Source organism: Streptomyces hyaluromycini (assembly GCF_002217755.1).
GTDB classification, from domain to species: Bacteria; Actinomycetota; Actinomycetes; order Streptomycetales; family Streptomycetaceae; genus Streptomyces; species Streptomyces hyaluromycini.
Genome location: NZ_BCFL01000024.1, coordinates 102,420 through 120,663 on the forward strand (window position 1 = coordinate 102,420; position 18,244 = coordinate 120,663).

The 18,244-nt window shown below is 74.8% G+C and carries 15 protein-coding genes; 3 read left to right on the forward strand and 12 right to left on the reverse strand.

The annotated features are described in order from the left end of the window. The first annotated feature begins 37 nt into the window (after positions 1–37). Entirely contained in the window at positions 38–907 is an 870-nt protein-coding gene (locus SSP29_RS31340) for a LysR family transcriptional regulator (protein ID WP_089104229.1), read from the forward strand. A gap of 30 nt (positions 908–937) precedes the next feature. Here the strand turns inward: SSP29_RS31340 and SSP29_RS31345 are convergent, their stop codons facing one another. Continuing rightward, positions 938–1,585, reverse strand: coding sequence for an FMN reductase (locus tag SSP29_RS31345; protein ID WP_089104230.1), 648 nt, complete (start codon positions 1,583–1,585; stop codon positions 938–940). Continuing rightward, the gene (locus tag SSP29_RS31350; protein ID WP_089104231.1) at positions 1,582–2,670 is read right to left on the reverse strand and encodes an LLM class flavin-dependent oxidoreductase; all 1,089 of its coding nucleotides are present in this window, start codon (positions 2,668–2,670) and stop codon (positions 1,582–1,584) included. The genes SSP29_RS31345 and SSP29_RS31350 overlap by 4 nt, the downstream gene beginning before the upstream one ends. Positions 2,671–2,876: 206 nt before the next feature. Here SSP29_RS31350 and SSP29_RS31355 point away from each other — a divergent pair, with 206 nt between their 5' ends. Together SSP29_RS31355 and SSP29_RS31360 are read left to right on the forward strand one after the other, a co-directional pair. Next, positions 2,877–3,848, forward strand: coding sequence for an SMP-30/gluconolactonase/LRE family protein (locus SSP29_RS31355; protein ID WP_089104232.1), 972 nt, complete (start codon positions 2,877–2,879; stop codon positions 3,846–3,848). Positions 3,849–3,866: 18 nt separating this feature from the next. After that, positions 3,867–4,364, forward strand: a complete 498-nt coding sequence (locus SSP29_RS31360; protein ID WP_089104233.1) for a MaoC family dehydratase — start codon at positions 3,867–3,869, stop codon at positions 4,362–4,364. A 186-nt stretch (positions 4,365–4,550) separates the two neighbouring features. Here the strand turns inward: SSP29_RS31360 and SSP29_RS31365 are convergent, their stop codons facing one another. The 10 genes from SSP29_RS31365 to SSP29_RS31410 form a co-directional block, all read right to left on the reverse strand. After that, entirely contained in the window at positions 4,551–5,015 is a 465-nt protein-coding gene (locus SSP29_RS31365) for a DUF5709 domain-containing protein (RefSeq protein ID WP_089104234.1), read from the reverse strand. Further along, entirely contained in the window at positions 5,012–6,508 is a 1,497-nt protein-coding gene (locus tag SSP29_RS31370) for an ATP-binding cassette domain-containing protein (protein WP_089104235.1), read from the reverse strand. The genes SSP29_RS31365 and SSP29_RS31370 overlap by 4 nt, the downstream gene beginning before the upstream one ends. Further along, entirely contained in the window at positions 6,505–8,226 is a 1,722-nt protein-coding gene (locus SSP29_RS31375) for an ATP-binding cassette domain-containing protein (RefSeq protein ID WP_089104236.1), read from the reverse strand. Before SSP29_RS31375 ends, SSP29_RS31370 begins: the two co-directional genes overlap by 4 nt. Further along, positions 8,223–9,497 carry a cytochrome d ubiquinol oxidase subunit II gene (locus SSP29_RS31380; RefSeq protein WP_089104237.1) on the reverse strand — a complete coding sequence of 425 codons (1,275 nt, stop codon included), beginning with the start codon at positions 9,495–9,497 and terminating at the stop codon, positions 8,223–8,225. Before SSP29_RS31380 ends, SSP29_RS31375 begins: the two co-directional genes overlap by 4 nt. Next, positions 9,490–10,851, reverse strand: coding sequence for a cytochrome ubiquinol oxidase subunit I (locus SSP29_RS31385; protein WP_089104238.1), 1,362 nt, complete (start codon positions 10,849–10,851; stop codon positions 9,490–9,492). Before SSP29_RS31385 ends, SSP29_RS31380 begins: the two co-directional genes overlap by 8 nt. Before the next feature lie 20 nt (positions 10,852–10,871). Beyond that, positions 10,872–11,786, reverse strand: coding sequence for a VOC family protein (locus tag SSP29_RS31390; protein WP_150135259.1), 915 nt, complete (start codon positions 11,784–11,786; stop codon positions 10,872–10,874). A 124-nt stretch (positions 11,787–11,910) separates the two neighbouring features. Continuing rightward, positions 11,911–12,867 (reverse strand): helix-turn-helix domain-containing protein, encoded by a 957-nt coding sequence (locus SSP29_RS31395; protein ID WP_245883305.1) that lies wholly within the window; start codon positions 12,865–12,867, stop codon positions 11,911–11,913. Beyond that, on the reverse strand, positions 12,861–13,889 hold the full coding sequence (locus tag SSP29_RS31400) for an AraC-like ligand-binding domain-containing protein (protein ID WP_089104450.1): 1,029 nt from the start codon (positions 13,887–13,889) through the stop codon (positions 12,861–12,863). Before SSP29_RS31400 ends, SSP29_RS31395 begins: the two co-directional genes overlap by 7 nt. 73 nt (positions 13,890–13,962) lie before the next feature. After that, complete coding sequence (locus tag SSP29_RS31405; RefSeq protein WP_089104240.1) at positions 13,963–14,928, reverse strand: alpha/beta hydrolase; 966 nt, start codon at positions 14,926–14,928, stop codon at positions 13,963–13,965. Positions 14,929–14,959: 31 nt separating this feature from the next. Continuing rightward, positions 14,960–17,965 carry a helix-turn-helix transcriptional regulator gene (locus SSP29_RS31410; RefSeq protein ID WP_167450042.1) on the reverse strand — a complete coding sequence of 1,002 codons (3,006 nt, stop codon included), beginning with the start codon at positions 17,963–17,965 and terminating at the stop codon, positions 14,960–14,962. Between the last annotated feature and the right edge of the window lie 279 nt (positions 17,966–18,244).

Sequence of the window (18,244 nt, forward strand, 5' to 3'; positions counted from 1 at the left end):
CGTACCGAGGCGGGCGCCGTGCCACCGGGAGCAGATCATGGACCTGCGGCAGATGGAAGTCGTGGTCGCCGTGGCGGACGCGGGCGGGTTCACGGCGGCCGCGCGGCGGCTGCACGTGGTCCAGTCCGCCGTCTCCGGCACGGTCCGCGCCCTGGAGCGCGAGCTGGGCACCGCGCTGTTCACCCGGACCACGCACCGGGTCGGGCTCACCCCGGCCGGTGAGGCGTTCGTCCCGGCGGCCCGGCAGGCCCTGCGCGCCGCCGAGCTGGCCCGCGAGGCGGTCGACGCGGCGAAGGGCGAGCTGCGCGGCCGGGTGACGGTCGGCACCATGCAGGGGGTCTGGGCGAACCTGCACCGCGCGCTGGCCGCGCTGCGGGCGGAACATCCGCGGGTGGTGGTCCAGTTGCGGCAGGCGGCGGTCATCGACATCCGGCAGGCGCTGCGCGAGGGCACGGTGGACCTGGCGGTGGTGGCGCTGGACCGCCAGCAGCAGCGCGGTCTGGTGACCAGGCTGCTGGCCCGTGAGGAGATGGTCCTGGTGGCCTCGCCCCGCCGGAGCCTCGCCACGAACGGTGCCGGGGGCACGGTCGACCTGGCCGACATCGCCGAGCTGCCGCAGGTGGAGTTCACGCCCGGCTGGGCGATCCGGGACGCGGCCGACCGCGCGTTCCGGGCGGCCGGCGTCGAACGCGCCACGACCTTCGAGGTCAACGACATCGTGGCCGCGTCCGAACTGGTCCGCGCCGACCTCGGCGTCTGCATCATGCCGCCGACCATCGCCCATCGCTTCCCGGACCTGACGCTCCACCGGTTCGCCCGGCACGCGCCGAGCTGGAAGGTGATGGTGGTACGGCCGCCGGGGGAGCCCCCGGCGGCCGTCGCGGCGCTCCTGCGCCACATCACCTGAAGCGTGCTCTTCTCAGTCGAATCAGCCGAATCAGTCGAACCGCAGGTCGGACAGCTGCCGTTCGAGGGCGCCGATCTCGTCCCCGGGCTCCGGATCGGCCGGCCGGGCGGCCATCAGGGCGCCCAGTTCGCCGCCCGCCCGGCGGATGCGCGCGGGCAGCCCCTCGGCGTACGCGTCGCCGCCGGTCCCCCAGTCCTCGGACGCCGCGTACACGCCGGTCGGTACGACGACGGCGCGCAGGTGGGCGAAGAGCGGCCGCAACCCGTGCTCCAGGACCAGGGAGTGCCGGGCCGTCCCGCCCGTCGCGGCGACCAGGACCGGCCTGCCGGTGAGGGCACCGGGGTCGATCAGGTCGAAGAACGACTTGAACAACCCGCTGTAGGACGCGCTGAACACGGGGGTCACGGCGATCAGGCCGTCGGCGCCCGTCACCGCGTCGATGGCGGCGGCCAGCGGGGGCGGCGGGAAGCCGGTGACGAGGTGGTTGGCGATGGCGACGGCCAGTTCGCGCAGTTCGACGACGCGGCTCTCCACCTCGTAGCCCCGCGGCCCGAGTTCGCCGTGGACGGCCTCGGCGAGCCGGTCCGCGAGCAGGCGGGTGCCGGACGGGGTGCTCAGGCCCGCCGAGACGGCGACGAGCTTCACCGGGCGGCCTCCGGCCGGGGCGGTGGCACTCATACGGCGGCCTCCTGTCGGGCGGCGGCGACCAGGGAGGTGTGGGTCGGTGCCGCGGGCACGTCCGCCGGCCGCCCGGCCGCGAACTCCTTGCGCAGGACGGGTACGACCTCCTCGCCCAGGATGTCGAGCTGCTCCAGGACGGTCTTCAGCGGCAGCCCGGCGTGGTCCATCAGGAACAGCTGCCGCTGGTAGTCGCCGACCGACTCGCGGAAGGACAGCGTCCGTTCGACGACCTGCTGGGGGGAGCCCACGGTCAGCGGGGTCTGCTCGGTGAAGTCCTCCAGGGACGGCCCGTGCCCGTAGACCGGCGCGTTGTCGAAGTACGGCCGGAACTCGCGCACCGCGTCCTGCGAGTTCTTCCGCATGAACACCTGGCCGCCGAGCCCGACGATCGCCTCCTCGGGCCGGCCGTGGCCGTGGAAGGCGTACCGCCGCCGGTACAGCTGGACCATGCGCCGGGTGTGGTCGGCCGGCCAGAAGATGTTGTTGTGGAAGAAGCCGTCGCCGTAGAAGGCGGCCTGCTCGGCTATCTCGGGCGAGCGGATCGACCCGTGCCAGACGAACGGCGGTACGCCGTCCAGCGGGCGGGGCGTGGCGGTGAACCCCTGGAGCGGGGTGCGGAACGTCCCCTCCCAGTCGACGACGTCCTCGCGCCACAGGCGGCGCAGCAGGGCGTAGTTCTCCTTGGCGAGGTCGAGGCCCCGCCGGATGTCCTGCCCGAACCACGGGTAGACGGGGCCGGTGTTGCCGCGGCCCAGCATCAGGTCGACCCGGCCGTCGGCCAGGTGCTGGAGCATCGCGTAGTCCTCGGCGATCTTCACCGGGTCGTTGGTGGTGATCAGCGTCGTGGCGGTGGACAGGATCAGCTTCTCGGTGCGGGCGGCGATGTGGCCGAGCATCGTGGTCGGGGAGGACGGCACGAACGGCGGGTTGTGGTGCTCGCCGGTCGCGAAGACGTCCAGGCCGACCTCCTCCGCCTTGAGCGCGATGGCGACCATCGCCTTGATGCGTTCGTGCTCCGAGGGAGTACGTCCCGTGGTCGGGTCGGTCGTCACGTCACCGACCGTGAAGATGCCGAATTGCATGGGTTTATCGTCTTCCGGTTCCGGCGAGTTGCGTCGCGCATGCGTGGGATGCGCCGAACGCTAGCCGTCGCCCTCCCGGCCGCCATGACCGTGCGCGCACCGCGACGGACCCTCCAGTGCCCTGCCGCCGGGCCCTGGCGCTCTGCGGCAGGGCGACGTGCGCGACGAGGCATGTCACCGGGCCGTGGGTGCCTACGGTCGGGACCATGCAGCTTCGCAGAGTTCTTGCCGCCGCCGTGGTGGGCGCCACGGCGCTCGCCACCACGATCACGAGCGCGGACGCGGCCCTCGCGGCCCAGCCGCCGCTCACGCCGACGTCCTTCGTCGCGCACCTCGACCTCGCCGCGGGACAGCAGCCCGAGAACCTCACCCTCCTTCCGGGCGGTGCCGCCGCGGTCACCTTCGCCTTCTCCCGCCAGGTCGCGGTGATCGAGCGGACCGGTACCGTCCGCGTCCTTGCGACGCTTCCCGCGCCGCCCGCGGACGCCCGGACCCCGGTGCTCGGGTCACCGTTCCTCGGCGGCATCGTCCAAGGCCCCGACCACACGCTCTACTTCCTCTACGCCACCGGCACCGCCGACCTCACCGGCGTCTGGCAGCTGCGTCCCGGCGGCAGCCCGGAGCGCATCGCGGCGCTGCCCGCCGACGCGCTGCCCAACGGCCTGGCCCTCGACAGGTCGACCGGTCAGCTGTACGCCGCCGACTCGGTGCTCGGCAGGATCTGGCGGATACCCGCGACCGGCGGCGCCCCCGAGGTGTGGGCGACCGGCGCCGCCCTCGCCCCGACCGGCTTCCTCGGGGCCAACGGCGTGAAGGTGCACGACGGAGCCGTGTGGGTGAGCAACCTCGACCACGGGACCCTGCTGCGCATCCCGGTCCGCCACGACGGCACCCCGGGCGCGGTCCGCACGACGGCGACGGGCCTGACCGGCGTCGACGACTTCGCGTTCACGGGCCACGGCGACCAGCTCCTCGCGGCACTCAACGCCGGCAGCGAGGTGGCCCTGGTGTCCGGGAACGGCGGCCATTCCGTCGTCCTCGACCACACCGATGGGCTAGAGAATCCCACTTCCATCGCCGTCCGGGGAAACACGGTGTACGTCGCCGACGCCGCCTACGTCACGCGGCAGGACCCCAACCTCCTCACCACCCGCCTCCGCTGCCCGTCGTCCCGCTGACCCGATCGAGGACATCCCATGAGCTCCCCCCAGACGCCTTCCGGCGAGGCCGCCTTCGACCCCGAGCAGTTCCTCGTCGTCCCCGCCCGGACCTTCGACGACCTGGAGGTCGGCGAGGTGTTCCGCGCCCCCAGCCGGACCCTGACCGACGCGCACGCGGCGGCGTTCCAGACCGTGTCCGCCGACAACCACCCGGTCCACTACGACGCCGAGTGGGCCCGCCGGCACGGGCACAGCGCCCCCGTGGTGCACGGCCTCCAGGTCCTGGCCTTCACCGCACCGGGCGCGACCCTGTTCCCGCACGTCATCGGTGAGGTCTTCGTCAGGTTCACGGAGCTGTCCTGCACCTTCACCGGCGAGGTGCACTCGGGCGACACCCTGTACCCCGCGCTGACCGTCACCGCCCTCGAACCCGCCGAGGACGGCACCGGGGTCGTCACCACCGCGGCCACCGTGCACAACCAGCGGGGCGAACTCGTCCTGTCGGGGCAGCACAAGTACCTGCTGCGCCGCTAGGGCCTGTCTGACAATTCCCGTCTGCCTCGCGACGCCATGCACGCACTCTCGCCGCACCGGACGCCGCGAGGCCGCCCTCCGGGCGACGACGGGAATTGTCAGACAGGCCCTAGGCGGGGTCCGGGAGACGGCGCGGGCGCGGGGACGGAAACCGTCGCCGCGCCCGCGTGTGTCACCCGTGTCGCCTCAGAAGTCCTCGGCCTCGGGGATCACGTGCATCGCGGCCTCCTCCGCCGACGCCCCGGCGCCGTCCAGGCCCCGGTCGGAGGCGAACAGGTCGGAGTCGGTCACCTCGTGCGCGCCCTCGTCCGGTGCGAGGAGCCGTCCGGCGCGGTCGTCGCCGACCTCGTCGTCGAGGAGCTCGCCGTCCGTGTCCCAGGCGTCGCCGAGGTCGTCGCCGTCCGGGACGCCGATGTCCGGCACCTCCTCGGCGAGGCGCTCGTCCAGGGTCTCCCCGCGCAGGGCCTCCGCCGCCGTCACGCCCGTGTGCTCCACGGCCCAGGGCCGCTCCGGCGGCGAGTAGCCCTCGTCCAGGGCCTCCTCGCCGGCCCGGTAGTCCAGGGTGTCCGAGGCGTCCAGCAGACCCGCGTCGTCCTGCACCTCCGAACCGTCCGGCTGGTAGACCTCGTCACCCATCGCCTCGTCGGTCATACGCGCTCCATCGTCACTCGGGCCGTCAGTTCGATCCGGCCGTCAACCGGAAAGGGTAGGAGGTCGTGGTCGCGGTCGGGCAGTGCGATCACGAAAGCGGTGGTGGGAAGGGCCGAGCGGACGGCGCCCAGGACCCGACGGGCGGTGGCCCGGTCGAGTCCGGCGGTCGGCTCGTCCAGCAGCAGGAGCGGCGGATCCCGCAGCACGGCCCGCGCGAGGGCGAGCCGGCGGCGCTGGCCCTGGGAGAGCCTGCCGCCGTTCGGGCCCACCGGGAAGTCCGGCGGGATGTCGTCCAGGGCGACCAGGGCCAGTACCTCGGCGAGCCGTTCCGGGGCCGCGTCCGGGGCGGCCAGCCGCAGGTTCTCGGCGACGGTCGCGTCCGCGAGCCAGTCCTCGGCCTCGACGAGGGTCAGGTCCCCCGGGGTCGCGCGACCTGCCAACCGGCTCAACAGCGTGCTCTTTCCACTGCCGTTGGGTCCGGTCACCAGGGTGGTGGTGCCCGGCTCGGCCTCGAAGGCCGCTGCTGTCCCGTCGGCCGGCCGATCGGGCACGGCGTCCAGCGGGGCCAGCCGCTGCGCCGCGGCACGCGCCCGGCCGTACGCCGGCAGAATCCTCGGCAGTTGCTCGACAAGCTCGTATCCGGCGGCGATCAGCAGGACCTCGCCGATGGCGGCGGACACGGACTGCACCGTCGCCGCGAGGTTCAGGGCGAGGGCCAGGACGAGACACTGGCCGAGCGCGCCCAGCAGGCGGAGCGCCGACCGACCGGCCCGCAGAACCCGTCGGGTGTCCTCGTCGGCGCGATGCGCCCGCTCCAGCGCCGCCGCGATCCGGGACCGGGCCGGCCGCACCGCGTCCAGGCAGATCAGTTCGGGCAACGCGTCCCGGGCGCCGAGGAGTTCGGTCCGTACGACCGCCTGCTCCCGCGCCGACCGCCGTACCGCGTCCTGCGTGCGCCGGTGCGTCGCCACGGCGGTCGCGGCGGCGAGCAGGAACACCAGCAGCTCCGCCGCGCCCAGCCGGGCGTCCGCGTGCCACAGCAGCCCGGTCACGACCGCCGCCGTCACCGCGGTGCTCGCCAGGGGGGCCAGGACGTCTGCCGGGAGGGCACCGACGGTCGTGACGTCGTCCGTGAGCCGGCTCAGCAGGGCCCCGTCCCGCAGGGCGCGCAACCGCCGCGGCGGCAGGGCGGCGGCGCCGCGCACCAGCCGGGCCCGGAGCGCCGCCGTGGCGTCGAGCAGGACACGGTGGCTGACCAGGCGCTCCGCGTAACGCAGCCCGGTGCGGGACAGGGCGAGGGCGCGGACGGCGCCGGACGGGTACAGCCACGACCACGTGGTGTCGGCCCGTACCGTGACCAGGGCACACGCCGTGAGGAACCAGCCGGACACGCCGAGCAGGGTCGCGGCGGACAGTTCGGCCGCCGCGGCGAGGAGCAGGCCGTGGAGCAGATCGCGTCGTCGGACCGCCGTTCTCAGCAGTCGCAGGGTCATACGAACCTTCCCTGGTCCAGGGGGAGCACGCGGTCCCCGAGGGGAAGGAGGGCCGGACTGTGGGTGGCCAGCAGGACGGTCCGGTGCCGGGCCAGGCGGCTCAGCGCGTCCGCGACGGCCCCCTCCGCGTCGGGGTCGAGATGAGCCGTCGGCTCGTCCAGGCAGAGCAGCGGCGCGTCCCGCAACAGGGCGCGTACGAAGACCAGTTGCTGCGCCTGGCCGGAGGAGAGCCCGAAGCCGCGTTCGCCGACGGGTGTGCCGAGTCCGTCGGGCAGTGCGGCCAGGAGACCGCTGAAGCCCAACTCGTCAAAGGCGGCGAGGAGTTCCACGTCATCGGCCTCCGGCCGGGCGAGCCGGAGGTTCTCGCGCACGCTCCCGGGGAGCAGGAAGCCCGGCTGGCCGACCCAGGCCACGTGCGCGGGAGTTGCCCGCTCGCGCCCGTGCAGGGCACTGCCCCGGTCGGGCACCAGCAGGCCCGCCGCCACGGACAGCAGCGTGGACTTCCCAGCGCCGCTGGGGCCGGTCACCACGACGAACTCCCCGGCCCGGACGTCGAGTTCGACCCGGTCCAGCGCGGGCCGCGCACGTCCGGCATGGACGACGGACGCCTCGCGCAGGCGGACGGACAGCGGCGCGGCACCGCGGGCGGCCGGGCGGAGACGGCGCTCGGGGACCGCACCCCGCATCGCCCCGGCGAGCAGGTCGGCCGCGGCCGCCGCCCGGGCGCGGGCGTGGTAGCCGCGGGCCAGTTCGCGGGCGGGCGCGAAGTAGGCGGGGGTGAGGGTGAGGACGAACAGGGCCGTGGCCAGGCTCATGTGGTCGGGAACGCCGGGCAGCCGCAGGTAGTCCAGGAGCACCAGGCCGCAGTAGGTGGCGACGACCGCGAGGGTGCCCGTGATGAGCAGCTCCACCCAGGCGGTGGAGAGGAACGCCACCCGCAGGACGAGGGTGGTACGGCGGGCGAGTTCCTCGTCGTCCCGGCGCAGCGCCCGCGCCGCCTCCTCCTGCGCGCCGAGTCCGACCAGGGTGGGCAGTCCGCGCAGCTGGTCCAGGAGCCGGCCGTGCAGGGTCCGGACGGCACCGAGCTGGGCCTGTACGGCCGCCTTCGTGCCCATCCCGATGACCTTGAGGTTGGCCGGCAGCAGCGGGGTCGCGAGCACCAGCAGGAGGGCCACGAACCAGCTGCGCAGGGCGATGGCGGCGAGAACGACACCGCTGCCGAGCAGCATGGCGCGGCGGGCGGGGAGGTAGTCGGTGAGCCAGTCGTCGAGGCCGGCGACCTCGGCGTCGAGGGCCTCGGCGTAGGCGACGTCCGTCAGTCCCCCGCGCGGGGGACGCCCCGGCAGTGCCGCGCGCAGGACGCGGGCGCGCAGCGCGGACCGTACCCGGGCGGCGCCCGTCGCCGCCGCCCGGTCGGCCGCGGCCAGCAGCACGGCGCGCAGCGCCAGGCCGGCGGCCACGACCCCGGCGGCCGGCGCGACGTCCGCCGGGGCGGTGTGCAGGTGCTGGGCGGCGAGCCCCCGCCCGGCGGCCCAGCCGAGGCCCGCCGCCCAGATCACGGTGCCGAGCTGGGCGAGTCCGCGCAGGGTGCCCGCCCGGCGCAGCTCCGGTTCGCCGATCCGCGCCCAGGCCCGCAGCCGGCGCGTCGAGGCCCGCTCGTCCGTGCCGTGGCCGCTCTCGTCGGCGAGCTCCGCCACCAGGGCCGCGGTGTCGGTCACGGGCGTTCGCCGCCGGGCAGGTCGTACTCCCCGAGCCGCCCGTCCCGGCGGTCCCCGAGGATCCAGGCGACGAGCGCGGTACCGGACAGCAGGGCGATGCCGAGCGGGTCGACCCACGTGGACTCGCCGCCGAAGATGTCCTGGGAGACGGCCGCCAGCAGGATGCCGAGCAGGGTCAGCAGCGTCCGGCGGACGATGACGACGACCCGGGACTCCGGCCGGGGTGTGAAGGGCTCGGCCGTTCCGTCGGTCGACCGGTCGTCCGGTGCCGTCGCGGTCGGCGGCTGCCGCGCGGGCTCCCGGAACTTCCCCCGGAAGACCCACCAGGCGTAGATGTTGTAGGCCAGCACGAACGGCATGCACAGCCCGACCCCGACCACCAGGAACACCTGCGAGCCGTGCGGGCTGGACGCCTCGTGCAGGGTCAGGGACGGCGGTACGACGACCGGTGCCGTCGCCGCCACCAGCGCCAGCAGTCCTGCCGCCTCCGCGCCCAGCACCGCCGCGAACGGCCGCCAGTCCGGTCGCCGTCCGAAGCCGTACCAGGCGACGGCGCCGCAGACCGCGGCGGCGGCCACGGCGAGGCCGAAGAGCGTGGCGCGCAGGGGCTGTTCGAAGTGGAAGTGCTGCGGGTCGGCGACCTCCAGGCCGAAGCCGAGGACCAGCGCGGCCACGACGGTCGCGCCGAGCAGCGGACGCCCGAGCCGGCCCGCCCACGCGTGGGCGGTGCCCTCCGTCTTGTCCTGGAGCCAGGCGGCGCCCGCCAGCAGGTACACGCAGACCAGGCCGAGCGCGCACAGCACGCTGTAGGGGGTGAGCCAGGCCAGAGCGCCGCCGGTGAAGTGGCCGTCCTGCTGCGGGAGTCCGGACAGGACCGCGCCGATCACCAGGCCCTGGCAGAGGGTCACGGCGAGAGAGGCCCCGCCGAAGAGGAGTCCCCAGCCGCGCCGGTACGTGCCGGACGCGCTCTGGAACTCCAGGCCCATGCCGCGCAGGATCACCGCGAACAGCATGGCGACCAGCGGCGGGTACACCCCGGGCAGGACGGTCGCGTACGCCCCGGGCAGCCCGGCCCACAGGGCCACGCCGGCCAGGATGATCCAGCTCTCGTTGGCGTCCCAGGCGGTGGCGATGAGTTCGTTGTACTCGCGGCGGCGCCGCTCGTCGCGGTCGACGAGGCTCAGCATGCCGACGCCGAGGTCGTAGCCGTCCAGGACGACGTAGGCCCCGAGCGAGAGCAGGACCAGGGCGTAGGTCAGGTACTCAGGCAACGGAGGCCTCCGGAGCGGGAGTTCGAAGGTCCGTGACCGGTTCCGGACCGGCCTTGACGGTGCGGACGATGTAGCGGATCCAGAGGGTGAGCAGGGTCGCGTAGAGGAGGACGAACCCGGTGAGGCTGAGGGCCGCCTCGGTGAGGCTCAGGTGGGAGACGGCGTCGGCGGTGCGCAGTCTGCCGTAGACCACCCAGGGCTGGCGGCCGGTCTCGGCGGTGATCCAGCCGCCGGTGATGGCGATGATCCCGGCGGGGGTCATCCACACCAGCCAGCGCAGGAACCGCGGGGAGGTGAACAGGCGGCCGCGCAGCCGCAGGACGAGTCCGGCGAAGGCGGTGGCGAACATGGCGAGGGCGGTGAAGTACATGGCCCGGAAGCCGTAGAAGGCGCTCCACATGTTGGGGCGTTCGTCCGGCGGGGTCTGGAGCAGGCCCGGGACCTCGGCCCGGCCGGTCAGGTCGTGGCCGATGACGGCGCCGAGGTGGGGTATCTCGATGCGGACGTCGTTCTCGCCCTTGTCGGTGTCGGGGATGACGACGAGGTTGTAGCCGTTGTTGTCGGTCTTCCAGTTGCCCTCGAAGGCCTGGAGTTTGGCGGGCTGGTGGCCGCCCATGAAGACGGCGGTGGCGTCTCCGGCGTAGAGCTGAACGGGCATCAGGATCGCGAGCACGCCCAGGGCCACGGACAGGGTGCGGCGGGCGAACGGCAGGGCGGACGCCCGGCGTTTGACCAGGTACCAGGCGCTGATGCCGGCGACGAACCAGGACGCGGAGATCAGGACGGCGAGCAGCATGTGCGGGAAGCGGTAGCCGAAGGCCGGGTTGAGGAGCACCTTCCCCCAGTCGGTGGCCTGGAACTGGCCGTCGACCTCCGTGTAGCCCGCCGGGTCCTGCATCCAGCTGTTGGCGGAGAGGATCCAGGTGGTGGAGAGCAGGGTGCCCGCGGCCACCATCCAGGAGGCCAGGGCCATGGTGCGGGGCTTCACCCGGCCGTCGCCGTACAGCATGATCCCGATGAAACCGGCCTCAAGGAAGAAGGCGGTGATCACCTCCATGCCGATGGTGACGCCGATGACCGGGCCGACGGCGTGCGCGTAGATGCCCCAGTTGAGGCCGAACTCGAAGGTCATCACGGTGCCGGCGACCACGCCGAGGCCGAAGCCGACGGCGAAGATCTTCTTCCAGAAGCGGAAGATCTGCAGGTAGAGCGGGTTGCCGGTGCGGACGTACACCGTGTACGCGACCGCGAGCAGCAGGGACAGCCCGACGGTGAGCGCCGGGAACGTCATGTGGAAGATCGCCGTGATCGCGAACTGCCAGCGCGACAGCTCCACGACGGAGGACGAGGCCATGAGGGGTCTCCAGGGATCGGTCAGCGGGTGCTGCTGCCCTGGTGCAGCTCGGCGACGTAGCCGCCGGGGAACTGCACCATCGCGGTGCCACGGCCGTTGCCGTCGCCGTCGTACGGGCCCCACAGGACCCGGGCGCCCGCCGCCTCGGCCTTGTGCAGGGTGGCCGTGAGGTCCTCGACCGGGTAGCCGGTGGTCTCCCGTCCGAACGGGTAGGGCAGGTGGCCGTCGGTGACGCTGACGACCGTGTTGCCGAACGGGGAGCTCAGGGCGATGCGGCGGTAGGTCCTCCCGGGCAGGCCGAGGTCGCCGCCGTCCGCCCTGCGGTCGTCGGAGACGGTCCGGCCGCCGGTGAACCGCAGGTAGGAGCGGAGGAAGGCGGACACCGAGTCCGGCGTGAGATAGACGCGGTTGTCGGGCACGGACTTCAGGGGCGGGTACGACGGGGCCTTGGTGTGCCAGTACAGCTGGGCGTCGATCCCGCCCGGGAACTGGACGACCGCGTCCTTCCCGATCGGGTCGTCGAACGGCGCCACGACGACGTCGGCGCCGCTCTGCCGGGCCAGCCGGACGCCCCGGTCGAAGTCGCTCATGAGCCAGCCGGTGCGTTCGCCGCCGAACGGATAGGGCACGGGGGTCCTGAAGTCGAAGACGGACAGCGTGCCGACGGGCGAGAGCACCAGTTCCGACTCGGTCTCGCTGGGCGTCGGGGTGACGTCCGTGACGACCTTCGTGGTGTGGGTGCCGCCGAAGGTGGCCACCCAGCTGTCGGCGAAGGCGTCCTCCTGGCCGGAGGTGACGTACACGTGGGTGGTGTCGTACTGGGGGCCGACCGCGGTGGTCGAGGCCCGGACGGCGTTACCGCTTTGGGCCGAGGACGGGGCACCGGAGCCCACCACGCTCAGCGCCAGCAGCAGCGCCGGGAGAGTCCATGCCATCGCTTTGCGCTTCACGCGTGTCCCTTTCTGCCGAAACCCGGTGATCCGGACGGTAGGCGGGGAGGACGGGGGCGATCGTTCCGAGAGCGCCCGGGGTGCGGTCCCTCAGGGAACAGCCGCGGTGTCAGTCCGCCTGGACGGCACCCGCCGCCCGCCGCCACTGCGCCGGCGACATGCCGTACGTCTCGCGGAACGCCCGGCTGAAGTGGGAGGGGCTGGTGAAGCCCCAGCGGGCGGCCACCGCGGCGATCGACCGGTGGGCGGCGCCGGGCAGGGCCAGCTCCTCGTGGGCCGCCTCAAGGCGGCGCGCCCGGACCCAGGCGCCCACGGTGGTGCCCTGGCGCTGGAAGAGCCGGTGCAGATAGCGCAGCGAGATGGCGTGCTGGTCGGCGATGTCCTGCGGGGCGAGTCCGGGTTCGCCGAGCCGGGCCCGGACGGACGCGGTGATCCGCTCCCACAGGGCCGACTCGGGCGGTCCGCCGATCCGCTCCAGGGCCACGGTCGCGAGGATGTCCACGACGGTACGGGCGAGCTGTTCGCGCCCGGCCGCGGTGACCCGGGTGACCTCGTCGACGAGTCCGTCGAGCAGCGGCAGCAGCAGGGCCGCCGCGCCCCCTTCGGCCTCGTCCACCGCCGTGGCCGTGAGGGCGTACAACTGCCGTTCCTCCAGGCGCAGCAGGGCGCGGGGCACCATGAGGATCCGGGCCCGCTGCCGCGCGGGGAGCACGATCCGGAACGGGCGCCGCGCGTCGTGGAAGGCCAGGCCGCCGGGGTGGAGCTCGGCGGTGCGGCCGTCCTGGAGCAGCAGGGCGGTGCCGGTCAGCTGGCGGCGGACCAGGATGTGGGTGCGGGGATCGGCGGCGGCCGTGCGGCTGCCGCGCAGGATCGTGCCGGGGCCGAAGTCCTCGGTGGCGATCTGGAGGGCGCCGAGCCGCCGGGCGGCCAGTTCGCCGGTCCACGGGCGGTCGCGGTCCACGGTGACCTCGACGTCCACGAAGGTCCGGGAGAGGACGCGCTGCCAGGCGTCGAGCCGGTCGCCGGGTGCCAGGTCCCGGGTGGCGCAGGACACCGCGGTCAGCACGGCGGGCCGTCCGTCCGCACCCGGTCCAGCCAGTCCGTCGGGGACAGCCCGAAGGAGCTGCGGAAGGCCTTGCCGAACCCGGCCGCGCCGGTGAACCCCCAGCGCCGGGCGACCTGGCCCAGGCTGACCGAGCCCGGGGGCCGCGCGGCGAGTTCCCGGCGGCACTCGCGCAGCCGCAGGTCGCGGATCCACTGGCACACGGTGGTGCCCTCGGCCTGGAACAGCCGGTGCAGATAGCGCACCGAGATGCCGTGCACCCGGGCGATGGCGGTCGGGGTCAGCCCGGGGTCCGACAGGTGCCAGCGGATGTACGTCCTGATGCGCAGCAGCAGCACGCCGTCGGCGCCCGGCAGGTCGGCGGGGTCCGCCCCGAGCTGGTCCGCCGCCGTGGCCGCCACCAGGTCGATGACGCTCTCGGCCAGCCGCTCGGCCGTCGGTGTGGTGTACGACGCGGAGGTGTCCGCCAGCCGTTCCAGCAGCGGCCCGAGCAGGGCGGGGAGCCCGTCGCGCGGGTGTATCGCGCGGCCGGTGAGCTGCCGTACGTCGGCCTCCGGGAGCTCCAGCAGCGGGCGCGGGACGGCGAAGATCTTCATCCGGAAGCGGTCAGGGAAGGTGGTGCGGAAGGGCCGGAGAGTCTCGAAGAACCCGATGTCGCCGGTCCGCAACTCGGTGCTGCGGCCGTCCTGTTCGACCCGGGCGCGGCCGGTGCTCTGGACGGCCACGAAGATCTCCCGGCCGTCGCCGCGGGCGATGAACCTCGGCGCCCGGTGGACCCGGCCGGGGTCCGCCTCCACCGTGGTGATCCGCAGGTCCCCGAGGCGGTCGGTGCGCAGGGTGGCGTCGTAGGTGCGGCCCTCGGCGGCGATGTCCATCCCCACCAGGGTGTCGAACACGGCGTCGTGCCAGTACTCCAGGCTCTCGTCCGGCGGAACCGAGCGCGTGGTCAGCACCCTGGTCCGTTCACTCGCCGTGCCGGTCGGAGGCCGGCGTCTCTCCTCGTAGGAGCCGATCGCGGTTGCCATGCCGTCAGCCTCGCCGGGCGACCGGTACCGGCGCATCAGTCGGCCGACTGGTCCTCGGCCGGTGCCGTGCCCGTCACCGCAGGCGGGCCCGGAGAAAGGCACAACCGGTCAGCAGCGCCGCCCGGGTGGGCGCGCTGTCGGCGAGGGCGTGCAGCGCCACGAAGTCGTGGATGGTCCCGAGGAACCGCACAGACAGCGCGTCGACGCCGGCCTCGGACAGCCGCCGCGCGTACTGCTCGCCCTCGTCGCGGGCCACGTCCGCCTCGGCGGTGACGACCAGGGCCGGCGGCAGCCCCGCCAGCTCCTCCGGGCGGGCCCGCAGCGGAGCCGCGGTGGGCTCACTGCGGCGGGCCGGGTCGGCGACGTACCGCTGCCAGTAGGCGCGCAGCGCCCGGCGGGTGAGCAGGTAGCCGGTGGCGAACTGGTGTTGCGAGGGGCTGTCGCAGCGGGCGTCGGTGAGCGGGTAGTAGAGCAGTTGCGCGCTGATCCGCGGCCCGTGCCGTGTCTTCGCCAGCATGGTCACGGCGGCCGCCAGCGTGGCACCGGCGCAGTCGCCGGCCACCGCCAGCCGGCCGGGGTCCAGCGCGAGCGCGTCGGCCTGGGTGACCGCCCAGGCCAGCAGGGCGTAGCACTCCTCCAGCGCCACCGGGTAGCGGGCCTCGGGGGCGCGGCTGTACTCGGGGACGACGGCGCACACGCCGGCGCCGGTGACGAGTTCGCTGATGAGCCGGGCGTGGGTCTGGGCGTCGCCGAACGCCCACCGGCCGCCGTGCAGGTACAGCAGGGCCGGAAGCGGGCCCCGCGCCCCGGCCGGGCGTACGGTCCAGAAGCCGAGCAGCCGCGCCGGGCCGACCGGTGCCACGCGGAAGACCGCGTCCACGTCGAAGTCCTCGAAGCGGTCGGCCTGGGTCTCCCGCAGCGCCTGCCGCGCCGCGTCCGGGCCGAGGTCGTCGAGGGCGGGGGGCACGGCGGCGGCGCTGACCAGGCGCTGCACCACGGGGTCGAGGACGACGGCCGCCCCCGGTCCTGCGGATGTCATGGGCGCTCCTCCGGCCGACCCTCGGGCGCCCTCACCGGCCCTGTACCAGGTCACGGAGCTGATGGCGGCTGCTGATGCCGAGCTTGGGATACACGTTGTACAGGTGCGAGCCGACAGTGCGCGGCGAGAGGAAGAGCCGCTCGCCGATCTCCCGGTTGGACAGGCCGCGCGCGGCCAGCTGGACGATCTGTCGCTGCTGCGCGGTCAGTTGCTCCAGGGGAGCCGTGCCCGCCGGGGCGGGGGCCGCGCCGCTCGCGCGCAGTTCGCTGCCGGCGGCGGCCGCGAGGGTACCGGCACCGAGGCGTTCGGCGGTCTCCAGGACCGTGGTCAGCTGCTGGCGCGCCTCCAGGGTACGGCGGCAACGGCGCAGCCAGATGGCGTAGTTGAGGCGGACGTGCGCGCACTCCCAGGGCCAGCGGTTCGCCCCGTGGTTGACGAGCGCGAGCTGGAAGTGCTGCTCGGCCTCGCCGTCCGGGCCGACCAGGGCGGTGGCGTGGTGCAGCAGCAGCGTCATCCGGGTGCTCGGGCGGTCCCCCTGCTCCGCCGCGACCCGTTCCAGGATCGGCAGCGCCTCGGCCGACCGGCCGGTGCGCTGGGCGGTGACGGCGAGTTCGGCGACCGCCCGCGCGGACAGGAAGGGGTGCAGGGGCGAGCCGTCGGCGGTGAACAGGCCGCTCAGCTGCCGCCAGGCGTCCTCGATGTCCCCGCGGGTGAAGGAGGCGAGTCCGCGGGCGCGCAGCAGCCGGGCATGGGTGGCCCGGTTCTCGTCCAGGCAGACGGCCCGCCACACGGAGGGGGTGAACCAGGGCTCCGGCGGCAGGGTGCCGCGCAGCGCCCGTACGGTCAGCGCCTGCGTCTCCAGATCGGCCCGCAGGCGCGGCAGGCGCAGCACCTCGGCCTCCGTCAGGGCGTCCTCGATCACGCTGCCGGCCTCGGCGAACCGCCCGGTGGCCAGAAGGGTGTCCACGAGCGGAAGCACCGACCAGCCGCGCAGCCCGAAGGCACGGGCGCCGCGCAGCCGCTCGTCGGCCGTCCGCGACTGCCCCAGATCCACGTCCGCCTCGTCCGCCTGGTGAGCGACCGCGGCAAGAACCGCGCGGGCGGCGGGGTCGCCGGGCGGGGCGTTGTGGGGGTGACCGGGAGCGGGGGGAATGCCGGGCGGGTCGTTGTGGAGGTGACCGGGTGCAGGGGGAATGCCGGGCGGGTCGTTGTGGAGGTGACCGGGAGCGGGGGGAATGCCGGGCGGGGCGTTGTGGAGGTGACCGGGAGCGGGGGGAATGCCGGGCAGGGCGTTGTACTGGCGGCCGGGGCCGGGCGGGGGGCCGGGGAGCCGATCGGGGGCGGGCGGCGCGCTGTGCGGGGCGCCGCGGCCGAGGCCGGGCGGGGCGCCGGTGGCGGAGTGTGGCCGGGTGACCGCGGTGACCAGTGCGGCCAGGGCTCGCCGGGTGTGGGGGGTGTCCAGGCGGGCCAGTGGTCCGGTCGTGGCGGGCCGCCACTGTCCGGACGCGTCGGCCTGCCGGGCCCGGTCGAGCAGCGCGGGCAGGGCCGCCGTGTGCTCCGGCAGCCCGGACTGGGCGGCGATGCCCGCCGCCAGGCCGGCGAGGGCGAGCGCGAGAGACCGGTCGACGACGGGAAAGTGCTCCGAGGCGTCCGCCACCAGCTCGAAGGCCTCGCGCTGGGCGGACTCGTGGGAGAGCGCGGAGGCCAGTGCGCCGGCCGCGGCGCAGACGTACTCCGGCTCGGTCCCTTCCCGGACGAGCCGTTCGTACAGCTCGCGGACCCAGCCGGGGTCGCCCGCAGCGTGGGCCGCGGTCAGCGCCTCGGCCAGCCGGCGGGCGCGTTCCGGCGGCCCCGGGCTGAGCCGGGCCGCCTGTTCCAGGGCGCGTGCGGCCTCCACCGCGTCCCCGCGCCGCCAGGCGGAGGCCTCCAGGGCGGCGGCGACGAACGCGTTGGCGCCCACGGTGGCGGCGGCCAGGTGCCGGGCCCTGGCCTCGGGCTGCACGGCGACCCTGGCGAGCTCCCGGTGGGCCTGCTGGCGCTCGCCGGCCGGGCGCCCGAGGTAGGCGGCCGAGCGGGCCAGCGGATGCCGGAAGTCGAACCGGTCCTCGGCCAGCGCGATCAGCCCGGCCGCCTCCGCCGGCGCCCACACCGCCAGGTCGCCGGTGCCGAGGGCGGCCATGACCGCGGCGACGGTCCCGCCGGGTCCCGCGGCCGCCGCGTACAGCAGGGCCCGGCGGGTCTCGGCGGGAAGCGCGTCGACCCGTACGCCGAAGACGTGCGCCACGGGCGTGTGCCGCACCGCTTTGGCGGGGCCCGGTGCGCCGCGACCCAGTTCCACGAGGGCCAGCGGGTTGCCCTCGGCCTCGGCCAGGATCTCCAGCCGGTGCCGGCCGGTGGGCGCCGCCGGCTGCCGGTCGAGGAGGGCCGCGGCCGCGGTGCCGCTCAGCGGGCCCAGCCGCAGGGTCTCGGTACCGGGCGGCGGACCGGGCAGGGCCGCCTCGTGGCGTGCGGCGAGCAGCACCGTCACCGCACGGCCGGCCAGCTGCCGGACCGCGGCGAACAGCGCCTCCGGGAAGGCCCGCCCGCACAGGTCGGCGTCGTCCACGCACACCAGCACCGGGCCGGACCCGGCGAGCCGGTCCAGCAGCGCCGTCAGCGCCGCGTGCAGCTCGGCCTCGTCCGCCGGGCCGTCCGCTCCCGGTACGGCGGTCAGCGCCCGTTGCGGGGCGGCGGGCAGGGCGGCCGGTTCGTCCCGTACCAGTGGCGTCAGCAGCTGGTGCAGACAGGCGTGCGCGTCCCGCGGGTCCTCGGCCCAGCCCTGCGCGGCCAGCACCAGCACGCCGTCGGCGGCGGCCCGGTCCCGGACGTGCCGGAGCAGTGTCGTACGCCCGATCCCCTCCTCGCCCAGGAGCAGCAGGGTCTGGGGAGTGCCGGGCTCGCGCGTCACGCACCGCAGAATCCGCTCGATCTCGCCGTCCCGGCCCAGGACGGTGGCCTCGTCGCCGATCGTGGACTGCTGGGATGGGTGGACCGTCATGCACATACTCCCCGGGCGGTGCGCGTCTTCCCTGGCCGGGGCCATCATCGCGGCGACCGGGGAGACGCGCTTCTGTCACCTGACCAGTCACGACCAGCCACCCGCGCCTGCGGCCCGGTCGGTCCGCGCGGGGTGCTGTCCCGTCGGTGCGCGCCGGGTGCTGTCCCGTCGGTGCGCGTGCGCTGCGGTCCCGTCGCTCCACCGCGGTTCCGGTCCCGTCGGTGCGCGTGCGCTGCGGTCCCGGCGGTCCGCCGCGGCCCCGGTCCCGTCGGTCCACCG

What these genes read in the sequence shown, in the direction of transcription:
- SSP29_RS31410 (WP_167450042.1), bottom strand. Translation starts at nt 17,965, where the DNA reads ATGACGGTCCACCCATCCCAGCAGTCCACGATCGGCGACGAGGCCACC.
- SSP29_RS31365 (WP_089104234.1), bottom strand. Translation starts at nt 5,015, where the DNA reads ATGACCGACGAGGCGATGGGTGACGAGGTCTACCAGCCGGACGGTTCG.
- SSP29_RS31385 (WP_089104238.1), bottom strand. Translation starts at nt 10,851, where the DNA reads ATGGCCTCGTCCTCCGTCGTGGAGCTGTCGCGCTGGCAGTTCGCGATC.
- SSP29_RS31350 (WP_089104231.1), bottom strand. Translation starts at nt 2,670, where the DNA reads ATGCAATTCGGCATCTTCACGGTCGGTGACGTGACGACCGACCCGACC.
- SSP29_RS31355 (WP_089104232.1), top strand. Translation starts at nt 2,877, where the DNA reads ATGCAGCTTCGCAGAGTTCTTGCCGCCGCCGTGGTGGGCGCCACGGCG.
- SSP29_RS31400 (WP_089104450.1), bottom strand. Translation starts at nt 13,889, where the DNA reads ATGGCAACCGCGATCGGCTCCTACGAGGAGAGACGCCGGCCTCCGACC.
- SSP29_RS31340 (WP_089104229.1), top strand. Translation starts at nt 38, where the DNA reads ATGGACCTGCGGCAGATGGAAGTCGTGGTCGCCGTGGCGGACGCGGGC.
- SSP29_RS31390 (WP_150135259.1), bottom strand. Translation starts at nt 11,786, where the DNA reads ATGGCATGGACTCTCCCGGCGCTGCTGCTGGCGCTGAGCGTGGTGGGC.
- SSP29_RS31370 (WP_089104235.1), bottom strand. Translation starts at nt 6,508, where the DNA reads ATGACCCTGCGACTGCTGAGAACGGCGGTCCGACGACGCGATCTGCTC.
- SSP29_RS31360 (WP_089104233.1), top strand. Translation starts at nt 3,867, where the DNA reads ATGAGCTCCCCCCAGACGCCTTCCGGCGAGGCCGCCTTCGACCCCGAG.
- SSP29_RS31345 (WP_089104230.1), bottom strand. Translation starts at nt 1,585, where the DNA reads ATGAGTGCCACCGCCCCGGCCGGAGGCCGCCCGGTGAAGCTCGTCGCC.
- SSP29_RS31405 (WP_089104240.1), bottom strand. Translation starts at nt 14,928, where the DNA reads ATGACATCCGCAGGACCGGGGGCGGCCGTCGTCCTCGACCCCGTGGTG.